Below are 12,105 nucleotides of genomic sequence, written 5' to 3'. Positions count from 1 at the left end.
AACGGATATACACCCAAAACCCCAAGAACATGGTCGGCCCAGCGGCCGCCAAAAACACAAAAAAAAGGGCAACCGAAGTTGCCCAAAATGCCTTGCGTGCTCATCAAACCCGGAAAGACCTACTTCTTGCGCTTATTCGCATCCTTCCAGATAAAAAATCCAAACCCTGCAAAAAACAGAACCATGAGCCCCACGGTCAGAACCCCGGCAAACACCACGTTATCGAAAAACATGACTGTGGCCTCCTGGCCCCTGCTTTGCTGCGATGGAGCTAAGTTAACCAATCGCGCAGGCGCAGAAATTGACCAGGATCAAGTCCGGACAACACAGAAGGCAAAGGCGGGAAAATAACTGACCTGCATCAAAGGATGCAGGGGAAGATCAACGCTTTTTCGGTTTCTTTTTCGGCTTTTTCTGAGCTTTTCCCAACGGCATGGCTTGCTCGAAGGCCTTGCGCACTTCGTTCAGCCGCTTTTCGTTGAGATCATGCACACGCTTGGCGCGCTCGGTGCCGAGGTCGATCAGTTTTTCATCTTGGCTCATGACGTTCAGCGCATCACTTGAAGAAAACACAACTGCCGCATCAGAGGCAGGACTGCGCCAATCATGCAGCCTGACGCCAGCGCTCGACAACAATTGATGTAAATAAGCAGACTCAGATCTCGATATCAACCCACAAGCCCTGACGCGGCTGATCTTCCATCAGCGGCACCACGGGCACGGTGTTGTCGGCATTCAGCTCGGTGCCCGGCACGGCCAGATGCTCTTCCGGGTCTTCGTCGGCTTCGCGGCGGCGACGATCACGTTCCTGCTGACGGCGCTGTTCCTCGCGCGCCAGCAGTCGATCCTCTTCCGGGTCGCGCTTTTGCAGGTCGATCGTGCTTTCGTTGGAGCTTTCCTGCACCGGCACCACCGGAGGAATGTCCGGCCGCTGGCGAATCGGATCCTGCTGGGAAGTGATCGGCACAGCGCTCAGGGGGAGCATCGGTGGCAGCATATAAAGGGTCTCCTGTCAGCAGGCTATCGGCTGCGGCAAAGGCGCCTTGAGCCATCCGTCGCAAATCTGTGATCGGGTTGGCACTGCAGGAACTGCCGCAGGCTGCGATCTTTTAATCGGACATCACAAAACTCAAGTGTTTCCAAAGATCAGAAGATCGCTGTCTGCGGCAGCTTCTGCCCAGTAATCTTTGGCCCTGGAGCCTGCATTCCGTTAAGATAGCCCGCTTTTTCAAGGTGGGAGTCAGGCAGCATGGCGCAGCAGTATCAACCGGGGCAACGCTGGATCAGTGACAGCGAAGCAGAGCTTGGTTTAGGCACCGTTCTGGCACAGGACGGCCGCTTGTTGACCGTGCTTTACCCGGCCACTGGCGAAACCCGCCAGTACGCGCTACGGAATGCGCCCCTCACCCGCGTGCGGTTCTCGCCGGGTGACACCATTACTCACTTCGAAGGTTGGAAGATGACCGTGCGCGAAGTCGACGACGTCGACGGGCTGATGGTCTATCACGGTCTCAACGGGCAGAACGAAGCCGTCACCCTGCCGGAAACCCAGCTGTCGAACTTCATTCAGTTCCGTCTGGCCAGCGATCGTCTGTTCGCCGGGCAGATCGACCCGCTGTCGTGGTTCTCCCTGCGCTACAACACCCTGGAACACACCAGCCGCCAGTTGCAGTCCTCGCTCTGGGGCCTGGGCGGCGTGCGTGCGCAACCGATCGCGCACCAGCTGCACATTGCCCGTGAAGTCGCCGACCGTATCGCGCCGCGGGTTCTGCTGGCGGACGAAGTGGGTCTGGGGAAAACCATCGAAGCCGGTCTGGTGATCCATCGCCAACTGCTCTCGGGCCGCGCCAACCGAGTGCTGATCCTGGTGCCGGAAAACCTGCAGCACCAGTGGCTGGTGGAAATGCGCCGCCGCTTCAACCTGCAGGTCGCGCTGTTCGACGAAGAACGCTTCATCGAAAGCGATGCCACCAACCCGTTCGAAGACACCCAGCTGGCATTGGTTGCCCTGGAGTGGCTGGTCGAAGACGAGAAGGCGCAGGACGCCTTGTTCGCCGCCGGCTGGGATCTGATGGTGGTCGACGAAGCCCACCACCTGGTGTGGCACGAAGACAAGGCCAGCCCCGAGTATTCGCTGGTCGAACAATTGGCTGAAGTGATTCCCGGCGTGCTGCTGCTCACCGCGACCCCGGAACAGCTCGGTCAGGACAGCCACTTCGCCCGCCTGCGCTTGCTCGACCCGAACCGTTTCCATGACCTGGCCGCGTTCCGCGCCGAGAGCGAGAACTATCGCCCGGTGGCCGAAGCCGTTCAGGAACTGCTCGACAAAGGGCGCCTGTCGCCTGCAGCACACAAGACCATCCACGGTTTCCTCGGCAACGAAGGCGAAGCCCTGCTGACTGCGGTCAACGATGGCGATACCGAAGCCAGCGCCCGTCTGGTGCGCGAGTTGCTCGACCGCCACGGCACCGGCCGCGTGCTGTTCCGTAACACCCGCGCCGCGGTGCAGGGTTTCCCGGAGCGCAAACTGCACCCGTACCCGCTGCCATGCCCGGACGAATACCTCGAACTGCCGCTGGGCGATCACGCCGAGCTGTACCCGGAAGTCAGCTTCCAGGCCCAGCCGGACGCCAGCGAAGAAGAGCGCTGGTGGAAATTCGACCCGCGCGTCGAGTGGCTGATCGATCAGCTGAAAATGCTCAAGCGCACCAAAGTGCTGGTGATCTGCGCCCACGCCGAAACCGCGATGGACCTGGAAGACGCGCTGCGCGTGCGTTCCGGCATCCCGGCCACGGTGTTCCATGAAGGCATGAACATCCTTGAGCGTGACCGCGCCGCCGCCTACTTTGCCGATGAAGAGTTCGGCGCGCAGGTGCTGATCTGCTCGGAAATCGGCAGTGAAGGTCGCAACTTCCAATTCGCTCACCACCTGGTGCTGTTCGATCTGCCGTCGCACCCGGACCTGCTCGAGCAACGTATCGGGCGTCTCGACCGGATCGGCCAGAAGCACATCATCGAACTGCACGTGCCGTACCTGGAAACCAGCCCGCAAGAGCGTCTGTTCCAGTGGTACCACGAAGCGCTGAACGCGTTCCTCAACACCTGCCCGACCGGCAACGCCTTGCAGCATCAGTTCGGCCCGCGCCTGCTGCCGCTGCTTGAAGAAGCCGACGACGGTGAGTGGCAAGCGCTGATCGACGAAGCGCGCACCGAGCGTGAGCGTCTGGAAGCCGAGCTGCACACCGGCCGCGACCGTCTGCTGGAGCTGAACTCCGGCGGTTCGGGCGAAGGCGATCAGTTGGTCGAGGACATCCTTGAGCAAGACGATCAGTTCGCCCTGCCGATCTATATGGAAACCCTGTTCGACGCGTTCGGCATCGACAGCGAAGACCATTCGGAAAACGCCCTGATCCTCAAGCCGAGCGAGAAGATGCTCGACGCCAGCTTCCCGCTGGGCGATGACGAAGGCGTGACCATCACCTACGACCGCAACCAGGCGCTGTCGCGCGAAGACATGCAGTTCATCACCTGGGAACACCCGATGGTGCAGGGCGGCATGGACCTGGTGCTGTCCGGCTCGATGGGCAACACCGCCGTCGCCCTGATCAAGAACAAGGCACTGAAACCGGGCACGGTGTTGCTGGAACTGCTCTACGTCAGCGAAGTGGTTGCACCGCGTTCGCTGCAACTGGGCCGCTACCTGCCACCGGCCGCCCTGCGCTGCCTGCTCGACGCCAACGGCAACGATCTGTCGGCCCGCGTCTCGTTCGAAACCTTGAACGATCAACTGGAAAGCGTGCCCCGCGCCAGCGCCAACAAGTTCATCCAGGCCCAGCGCGATCAGCTGACGCCACGGATCAACGCCGGTGAAGACAAGATCACCCCGCGTCACGCCGAGCGCGTGGCCGAGGCCCGTCGTCGTCTGGCAGCCGACACCGACGAAGAACTGGCGCGCCTGACCGCGTTGCAAGCGGTCAACCCGACTGTACGCGACAGCGAACTGGATGCGTTGCGCAAGCAGCGTGAACTGGGTCTGGCGATGCTGGATAAAGCGGCATTGCGTCTGGAAGCGATCCGGGTGTTGGTGGCGGGTTAAGTCCCCTGCTCTACCGCTATAAATGAAGAGGCCCGCAGTGATGCGGGCCTTTTTGTTTATCTGGTATTTATCGGCTGATGCTGATGGCCCTTCGCGAGCAAGCCCGCTCCCACAATTTGGAATGCGTTCCCATGTGGGAGCGGGCTTGCTCGCGAAGGCGGTTATGCAGTCGCCACAGAAACATCAGGCTCAACCACAGCCACCAACCCCTCCCTCATCCGCTGCGCATCGCGCACAAAACACCGCGCCGCCAGAAACAGAAACACCATGGTGAAAAACAGCGCCACCGGTATCAGATACATCGCGTCATGCAGCCCGACAGCCTTGAACGCTTCAGTCATCTGCTCGGCCCCCGCCGAGAGCATCGCCGATTTGGCGAAATGATCGGACAAGGCCCCCACCACCACTGGCCCCAAACCGCCGCCGAGCAAGTACAGCCCGGCAAAGAACAGCGCCATCGCCGTGGCCCGCAGGCGTGGTTCGACCACGTCCTGAATCGCCGTGTACACGCAGGTGTAGAAGTTATAGGCAAACAGCCAGCCGACGCTGAACACCGCGACGAACACGCCGATCTCGACCCGTCCGGCGTGCAGCGCCCACGCGGTGCACAGGGTCGAGATGATCAGGCTGAAGCCGGCAAACAGCAGCCGACCGTTGGCGACTCGTTGATGAATCTTGTCAGCGATCCAGCCGCCGAGGGTCAGACCGATCAACCCGGTGACACCGACGATCACGCCGGTCGCCACCGCCGCCTCCTGCAACGGCATCAGGAAGTAGCGCTGCAGCATCGGCACCAGAAACGAGTTGCAGGCATAGGTGGCGAAGTTGAAGCACAAACCGGCCATCACCAGCCACAGGAATGTCGGCACCGCCAGCACCCGGCGGATAGGCTTGTCGACTCTCTCTTGGGACACCTGCACGGTTTCCGCCGCGCCGCGTTTGGGTTCCTTGATGAAGAACATGAACACCGCGAGGATCAGCCCCGGCACCGCCGCGATAAAGAACGGCGCGCGCCAGCTGTCGAATGCCTTGACCATCGCGCCGATGGTGAAGAATGCCAGCAACAGGCCCAACGGCAGGCCGAGCATGAAAATACCCATGGCCCGCGCCCGACGGTGCGCCGGGAACAGGTCACCGATCAACGAGTTGGCGGCCGGCGCGTAACTGGCCTCGCCAATGCCGATGCCCATGCGCACCAGCAGAAAACTCCAGAAACTGCCGACCAGCCCGTTGACCGCCGTCAGCGCGCTCCAGGTCGCCAGGCCCCAGCCCATCAGTTTGCTGCGCGAACCGGTATCGGCCATGCGCCCCAGCGGCAGGCCGGCGATCGCATAAACCAGGGTGAACGCGGTGCCGACGATTCCCAGTTGAAAATCGCTGAGGTGCCATTCCATGCGGATCGGCTCGATGATGATCGCCGGAATGGTGCGGTCGAAGAAATTGAACAGGTTGGCAAGGAATAACAGGAACAGAATGCGCCAGGCATTCGCCGCTTGGGTCGAGTTCTGCATGGGTCCGTCTCTTTATTGTTATGTGGGCTTCACTGCCGACGCATCCGAGCCCGGAACCTGCAATCTAGACAGGCCTGCCGGGGCTGTCTGTGATCATTCGTCAGCCTGATAACGGGCCATGGCACTGTAACGAAACGTAAGCCCTTGATAACACTGCAATCCCCCATAAACCGGGGGTTTCGCGGCAAAACCCGGCTACAAAAAAATACTTTCGCGCCCCCCTTCCCAAGTTCATGGCGAAGCCTAGAATAGCCGCCGGATCCGTCCGGATTCGCCGATCAACCCCTTTGATACCCTCCCCATGTCCGAAGTCAGTCCGTGTCTGAATTGCGGTGCCTGCTGTTCCCATTTTCGCGTGTCTTTTTTCTGGGGTGAATGCGCCTCCTCCGGCGGTACAGTGCCCGATGAACTGGTGACGCAGATCAGTCCCAGTCGGGTAGCGATGAACGGCACCGACTGCAAATCGCCGCGGTGTACGGCGTTGATCGGTGAAGTGGGCAGTAACGTGCAGTGCTCGATTTACGAGCAACGCTCCAGTCCCTGCCGCGAATTCGATGCTTCCTGGGAATACGGCGAACAGAATGTCGATTGCGACAAGGCGCGCGCCCGCTTCGGCTTGCCGCCGCTCGAACCGGAATGGAATCAGATCCCTTACGACCAAAGCGCCTGATGGTTTAGCGCCAATCGCTATAAGGCTCATGCCGAAATGGTTGGCGCCAATGTGCCACTACCGCTTGCATGGCAAAAACCGCCTCTATACTCCTCTCATTCGCCTGCGTTGCTGACGCAGCAGGGACGACTTCACAGACGGGGATGCTATGGAGTGGCTTGGTTTGCAGTTTGTTACCGAGCTGCCGCAGAGCGGGCAGGTCATTCTCGATTGCACACACAATCCCTTGCTGGTGCTGGTGGCCTATCTGGTCGCCTGCGCCGCGAGTTTTGCCACCCTCGACATGGCCGAGCGGGTTGGCCACGCCGAAGATCCGGGTTCGCAACGGGTCTGGCGCTGGATCGGCGCCACCTGCCTGGCTGGCGGCATTTGGGCCATGCACTTCATCGCCATGCTGGCATTCCAGGCGCCGCTGGAAATCCATTACGAACTGGCCACCACTCTGTTTTCCCTGGTGATCGCCCTGCTCGCCTCATGGCTGGCGATGCACACCCTGAGCGTGCCTCATCCCTCGCTGATGCAATACCTGAAAACCGCCATCGTTATTGGCCTGGGCATCGCCGGCATGCATTACGTCGGCATGGCGGCGATGCACTCGGTGGCCACTGCGTATTACCAGCCGCTGCTGTTCTGCCTGTCGATCGTGATTGCCATCGGCGCCAGCTTCGCCGCGCTGTGGGTCGCCGGTTATCTGCGTGAAGGCAGCGGCCGTTTTCATCAGTTGCTCAAATACACCGCCGCAGTGATCCTCGGCGCCGGCATCATCAGCATGCACTTCACCGGCATGGCCGCGTTGCATCTGGTGGTGCCCGAGGGCGCAGCGCCGACCCTGAGCGGCGAAACCAATTACCTGCAACTGGGCCTGACCGTCGCATTGATCATCCTGCTGATTCTCGGCAGCGCGATCAGCGCGGCACTCGCCGACAAGAAACTGCAGAACAAGGAGCAGGATCTGCGCCGGGTCAACGCCCTGCTCGGCCAGCTCGATCAGGCGCGGATGTCATTGCAACAAGTGGCCAATTACGACGCGCTGACCAACCTGATCAACCGCCGCGGTTTCAACCAGCTTTTCGCCGAGAAACTCAGCCAGAAAACCAGCGAAGGCGGCATGCTCGCGGTGATGTTTCTCGACATCGACCACTTCAAGCGAATCAACGACAGCCTCGGCCATGACGCCGGCGACGCCCTGCTCAAAGTCATCGCCAATCACATCAAAGGCTCGGTGCGCAGCCATGAAGACGTGGTCGCCCGCTTCGGCGGTGACGAGTTCTGCATCCTGATCAGCCTGCGTGAACGTGAGGAAGCGCGCAACATGGCGCAACGGATCATGCTGAAAATGAAGGAGCCGATCGAACTGGCCGGCCGCCGTATGGTGATGACCACCAGCATCGGCATCAGCCTGTTCCCCGACGACGGCACCACCTGCGAAGAACTGCTCAAGCACGCGGATCTGGCGCTGTATCAATCCAAGGGCGCCGGGCGTAACGGCCTGCATTTTTTCAGTGCCAACATGAAGACCCGCGCCAGCCTCGAACTGCAACTGGAAGAAGAACTGCGCCAGGCCCTGCGCGAAGAAAACGGGCTGACGCTGTATTACCAACCGATCTTCGAACTGAAAACCGGTCGAGTGACCAAACTCGAAGCGCTGATCCGCTGGCAGCATCCGGTGCATGGCTTGCTGGCCCCGGATCGCTTCATCGCGATTGCCGAAACCAATGGCCTGATCGCCGAACTGGATAACTGGGTGTTGCGCCGGGCCTGCACTGACCTCGGCGAACTGACGCGGCATGGCTGCAACGACCTGAAAATCGCCTGGAACTGCTCGCCGCTCAACCTTGCCCGGGAAGAGCTGGCCGATGAGATCGAAAGCGCACTGCGCAGCGCTGGCGTTGCGCCGGAACGGCTGGAACTGGAAGTCACCGAAAACGCGCTGATGGGCAACATCGCCAACACCCTGGTGCTGCTGCGGCAGATCCGCGCCCTCGGGGTGTCGCTGTCGATCGACGACTTCGGCACTGGCTATTCATCGCTGGCCTACCTCAAGCGCCTGCCGCTCAATACGCTGAAAATCGACCGCTCGTTCATCCTCGACATTCCCACGGCGACCGCCGACATGGAGATCGTCCAGGCGATCATCGTCATGGCCCACACCCTGCATTTGCAGGTGGTGACCGAAGGCGTGGAGAGTCTGGAACAGTACGAATTCCTCGAGCGCTCAGGCTGCGATTTCATTCAGGGCTACCTGCTCAGCCGCCCGGTGCCGCTGGACGAGTTACGCCCGGTGCTGGAAGAAATCAATCAGCGCAAACACTCGCACGCGGTCAATCCGTTGAGTCTGGCGCGCGGTACATTTGTACCAGTGTCGCTGGATCCTTCTGCAAAAATCCCTGCGCCCCATGCAGGCGCATCAATTGTGCGGCCAATCCGCTGATCGGTGTGGCCGAGCCTTGTTCGCGGGAGAATTTCACTGCGGTATCGAGGTCCTTGAGCAGCGTGCGCACGTGCCATTTCACCGGTTCAAAACGGCTCTCGGCCATTTGCGGGGCGAGGATCTGCAACGGTTTCGAATCGGCAAAACCACCGGCCAGCGCTTCGGCAATCAGGCTCGCATCGACCCCGGCCTGTTCGGCCAGCGCCACTACTTCGGCGATCACCAGCGCATTACAGGCGACGATCATCTGGTTGCAAGCCTTGGTGACCTGCCCGGCGCCGATGCCACCCATGTGCGTGACGCGCTGACCAAGGTTGAGCAGCACCGGGCGCACCCGCTCCAGATCCGCCACCGCGCCGCCGACCATGATCGCCAGACTGCCGGCCTCGGCACCCACCACGCCGCCGGACACCGGTGAGTCGAGCCAGCTCATCCCGGTCTTGTCGGCCAACTCGGTGGCCATTTCGCGGGTAGCGGTCGGTTCGAGGCTGGAAAAGTCCACGAGCAACTGGCCGCTTTTCGCACCTTCAGCGACACCCCCGGCGCCAAACACCACCTCGCGCACCACCGCCGTGTCGGCCAGACAGAGCATCACCACGTCCGCGTGTTCGCACAGTTCAGCGGGGCTTGCCACCTGCCGGGCGCCGGCTTCGACCAGTGGCGCGCACTTGGCCGGGTTGCGATTCCACACGGTCAACGGGTAGCCGGCAGCCAGCAAACGGCGGCACATCGGCAGGCCCATCAGGCCGATTCCGGCAAAACCCAACGAAGGGAGCGTTGACATCATTTCGCCTCTTTTTGATTAAAGATCACTGAATAATGGCCGATTCATGAGCGATCAGGAAAGGATTCCCCCGTGCGACGATCAGGCCAAGCCCCTGACGCCCGGGCCAAATTCGCGCAATAAAAGACGCGAGATCTTATTCCGTGAGGCTCGTTGACACTGGTCAGCGGACCAACCAGTCCAGGTATATGGCGCACAATGACTTCTAAAAACAATCCCGCCACTGCGGTATCCGATCTGACCCTGAGCCCTGCCGCAAACAGCCCATCACCATCGAAGCCATTGCCTCCCTCGCGCCCGCTGGGCACTCAGCAATATCTGTACTACACCGAAACCAACACCGACCGCATCCTCGACAACCTCGATGGCCTGCGTGATCTGGTGTTCCCGCGTCCACCGCACCTGGAAGGCGACAACGAACAGCACAACGATCAGGAGTTTCCGTCGGTGTGCCTGATCGGCCTCGGTCGCTGCGGCTCGAACATCGCACTCGACGTCGCGGAGCTGGTGTACAACGCGCGCAAGTTCTACCTCAACGAATTCAACAACGAAGACCGCGCTGCTGACCGCCGTCTGGCCGACAAGGGCTACAGCCCGGCGCAGTGGATCAAAAACAACCTGCGGATCGGCACCAACAAGTCGAGCAAACCGGTGTTCCTCGTCGAACCGCTGGTGATGCTCGGCGACCTCGACAAGGACATCGCCGGGCGCATCCGCTTCTCGCGCAAGGGCGAGAAAAGCGGCTTCCTGCGCGATTACAGCAAAATGAAGATCATGGACTTGTCCGAAGTCCACGCCGGTGGCGCCGGTAACGCGCCGATCCTCGGCCAGTATCTGGCGAAGATCATCCTCAACAAGGACACCCAGCGCTTCTCCAGCCCTGACTGGAAAATGATCCACTCGTACCTGATCGACAGCTGCGGCATCAAGGCCAACCAGTCGCGCCTGTACTTCTCGATCTTCAGTGCCGGCGGCGGTACCGGTTCGGGCATGGCCTCGGAGTTCGGCCTGGCCCAGCAGCACTCGTACATGAACAAGACGTTCGACACCAAGCCGATGGACGAGCACGACGGCAAGAGCGGGCATTCGTTCGTGTTCGAGCCGATCTTCACCAGCGGCATCTGCGTGCTGCCGAACATTTCCGACCACCGCAGTGAAATGTCCGAGGCGCTGCACATCAACGCCGGCCGCCTGCTGTGCAAATACCTGTCGGAGGAATGGGATTTCTCCTACAACTTCGCCAATGAAGACAGCAGCGAAGCCAGCGTCATGGGCCGTATCCGCCCATGGAACGCGATGATGCTGATCTCCAACGACATCATGCGTTACGCCGAAGAGAGCGATGACGGCAACATCCAGAACATTGATGTCAATGCGATGGAAAAGCACGCCAACCAGTACATCTCGCAGCAGATCTTCAACATACTGACGGCGCAGGCGGTGACCACCGACTACGACCAGAACTACTTCCGCCGCGCCGGCATCGACATCGGCGAAACCATTCGCCTGGATGCCAACGACCTGTTCATGAGTCTGGCCGGCCCGGTGGCGATTGCCTACGCCGAATCGGTGGTGCCGGAAACCCCGCCGCCGAGCAGCGACAAGTTCAAGGTCTTCGACAAAGAGCCACAGCGTCTGAACATCGACGACCTGTTCTTCCGCTCGATCGACCTGCCGCACTTCAACAAGGTCACCCAGGCCATCGAAGGCATCAGCCTGCTGCCGATCGAATCCAAGCGCTATCGCGCCTCGCTCGAGCAGTACAAGAATTCCGGCTACGACGCCGCGGCGCTGCACGACCTGCACTTCTTCAAGAACTGCTCGTCGGTGGTGTCGATCGTCTCGTTGCCGAAGGACTACAAACTGTCGTACATGGACCTGAACCGGTTGAAGACCCACCTCAACAGCCTGTTCCCCAACACCACGCTCAAGCGTTATGCGCTGGTGATCGGCGCTTCGGCCAACCTGTCGCTGACCACCCTGATCGCCAAGAGCCCGTGCCTGTCGGACGACTTCCTGACGTTGATCGTGGCGTTCATCAAGCGCTGCTTCGCCAAGACCCCGTACCGTTTTGACGAGACTCTGGACAACTCGATCCTCGACTTCATCATTAATGAAGAGTTCGACGAAGACCGCATCGACGATCTGCTCAACGAGTTCGAGAACCCGGCGAAGATCCTCGACACCAACTGGTACGCGATCAAGCCGATGTACGAGAAGAAGTACCGCGAGCTGATCAACGACAAGGACAAGTTCGTCTCGATCAACGACATTCGCCTGTCGCGCGATTGCGTGAAGAAGTCGATCAAGTACCTGCGCGAGATCTACCGTCACCGGATCGGCAAGACCAAGGTTATTTCCTTGAATAACCATACCGGGAAGACTTACTCGGTCTGATCCAGATCCGAGTTGCCCCTATCGCGAGCAGGCTCACTCCTACAGTTGAAATGCGTTCCCCTGTAGGAGTGAGCCTGCTCGCGATGGGGCCCTCAAATTCCCTGAAAATCTCAGCCCTTCCAATATCCAGAAACAATTAAGCAGCCCTCCGGCTGCTCAATAAACTGTTCCCGTTACGTTTACGTCACCGTGAGGCCACCCACGCTTGTGGCCTTT

General features: G+C 60.3%; 9 protein-coding genes. 4 read left to right on the top strand and 5 right to left on the bottom strand.

Annotated elements, in window-relative coordinates:
• Positions 1-119: 119 nt before the first annotated feature.
• The 3 genes from ccoM to E3Z29_RS09055 form a co-directional block, all read right to left on the bottom strand.
• Positions 120-233 (bottom strand): cytochrome c oxidase subunit CcoM, encoded by a 114-nt coding sequence (gene ccoM / locus E3Z29_RS29785; protein ID WP_003222396.1) that lies wholly within the window; start codon positions 231-233, stop codon positions 120-122.
• A gap of 148 nt (positions 234-381) precedes the next feature.
• A complete protein-coding gene (locus E3Z29_RS29355; protein WP_096797040.1) occupies positions 382-543 on the bottom strand; it encodes a hypothetical protein in 162 nt (53 codons plus the stop codon).
• Between the two features lie 112 nt (positions 544-655).
• Entirely contained in the window at positions 656-997 is a 342-nt protein-coding gene (locus E3Z29_RS09055; RefSeq protein WP_003222394.1) for a hypothetical protein, read from the bottom strand.
• A 252-nt stretch (positions 998-1,249) separates the two neighbouring features.
• Between E3Z29_RS09055 and rapA the strand changes: the two genes are divergently transcribed.
• Positions 1,250-4,096, top strand: coding sequence for an RNA polymerase-associated protein RapA (gene rapA, locus E3Z29_RS09050; RefSeq protein ID WP_134785598.1), 2,847 nt, complete (start codon positions 1,250-1,252; stop codon positions 4,094-4,096).
• 161 nt (positions 4,097-4,257) lie between these two features.
• On the opposite strand, the gene E3Z29_RS09045 is transcribed toward rapA, so the two are convergent.
• Entirely contained in the window at positions 4,258-5,607 is a 1,350-nt protein-coding gene (locus E3Z29_RS09045; protein ID WP_134785597.1) for an MFS transporter, read from the bottom strand.
• A 301-nt stretch (positions 5,608-5,908) separates the two neighbouring features.
• Here E3Z29_RS09045 and E3Z29_RS09040 point away from each other — a divergent pair, with 301 nt between their 5' ends.
• Together E3Z29_RS09040 and E3Z29_RS09035 are read left to right on the top strand one after the other, a co-directional pair.
• Entirely contained in the window at positions 5,909-6,277 is a 369-nt protein-coding gene (locus E3Z29_RS09040; protein ID WP_098967577.1) for a YkgJ family cysteine cluster protein, read from the top strand.
• Between the two features lie 148 nt (positions 6,278-6,425).
• Positions 6,426-8,708: a bifunctional diguanylate cyclase/phosphodiesterase gene (locus E3Z29_RS09035; protein ID WP_134785596.1), complete on the top strand. Its 2,283-nt coding sequence runs from the start codon at positions 6,426-6,428 to the stop codon at positions 8,706-8,708.
• On the opposite strand, the gene E3Z29_RS09030 is transcribed toward E3Z29_RS09035, so the two are convergent.
• Positions 8,599-9,495 (bottom strand): NAD(P)-dependent oxidoreductase, encoded by an 897-nt coding sequence (locus E3Z29_RS09030; protein ID WP_167734094.1) that lies wholly within the window; start codon positions 9,493-9,495, stop codon positions 8,599-8,601. The genes E3Z29_RS09035 and E3Z29_RS09030 overlap by 110 nt on opposite strands.
• A gap of 195 nt (positions 9,496-9,690) precedes the next feature.
• Here E3Z29_RS09030 and E3Z29_RS09025 point away from each other — a divergent pair, with 195 nt between their 5' ends.
• Positions 9,691-11,889 (top strand): hypothetical protein, encoded by a 2,199-nt coding sequence (locus tag E3Z29_RS09025; protein WP_134785595.1) that lies wholly within the window; start codon positions 9,691-9,693, stop codon positions 11,887-11,889.
• Positions 11,890-12,105: the final 216 nt, after the last annotated feature.

Source organism: Pseudomonas sp. S150 (assembly GCF_004526365.1).
Lineage (GTDB): Bacteria > Pseudomonadota > Gammaproteobacteria > Pseudomonadales > Pseudomonadaceae > Aquipseudomonas > Aquipseudomonas putida_A.
This window is presented reverse-complemented; position numbering and strand designations above follow the sequence as displayed.

Coding starts and splice junctions, on each gene's coding strand:
- E3Z29_RS09035 (WP_134785596.1), top strand. CDS start 6,426: ATGGAGTGGCTTGGTTTGCAGTTTGTTACCGAGCTGCCGCAGAGCGGG.
- E3Z29_RS29355 (WP_096797040.1), bottom strand. CDS start 543: ATGAGCCAAGATGAAAAACTGATCGACCTCGGCACCGAGCGCGCCAAG.
- E3Z29_RS09055 (WP_003222394.1), bottom strand. CDS start 997: ATGCTGCCACCGATGCTCCCCCTGAGCGCTGTGCCGATCACTTCCCAG.
- E3Z29_RS09025 (WP_134785595.1), top strand. CDS start 9,691: ATGACTTCTAAAAACAATCCCGCCACTGCGGTATCCGATCTGACCCTG.
- rapA (WP_134785598.1), top strand. CDS start 1,250: ATGGCGCAGCAGTATCAACCGGGGCAACGCTGGATCAGTGACAGCGAA.
- ccoM (WP_003222396.1), bottom strand. CDS start 233: ATGTTTTTCGATAACGTGGTGTTTGCCGGGGTTCTGACCGTGGGGCTC.
- E3Z29_RS09040 (WP_098967577.1), top strand. CDS start 5,909: ATGTCCGAAGTCAGTCCGTGTCTGAATTGCGGTGCCTGCTGTTCCCAT.
- E3Z29_RS09030 (WP_167734094.1), bottom strand. CDS start 9,495: ATGATGTCAACGCTCCCTTCGTTGGGTTTTGCCGGAATCGGCCTGATG.
- E3Z29_RS09045 (WP_134785597.1), bottom strand. CDS start 5,607: ATGCAGAACTCGACCCAAGCGGCGAATGCCTGGCGCATTCTGTTCCTG.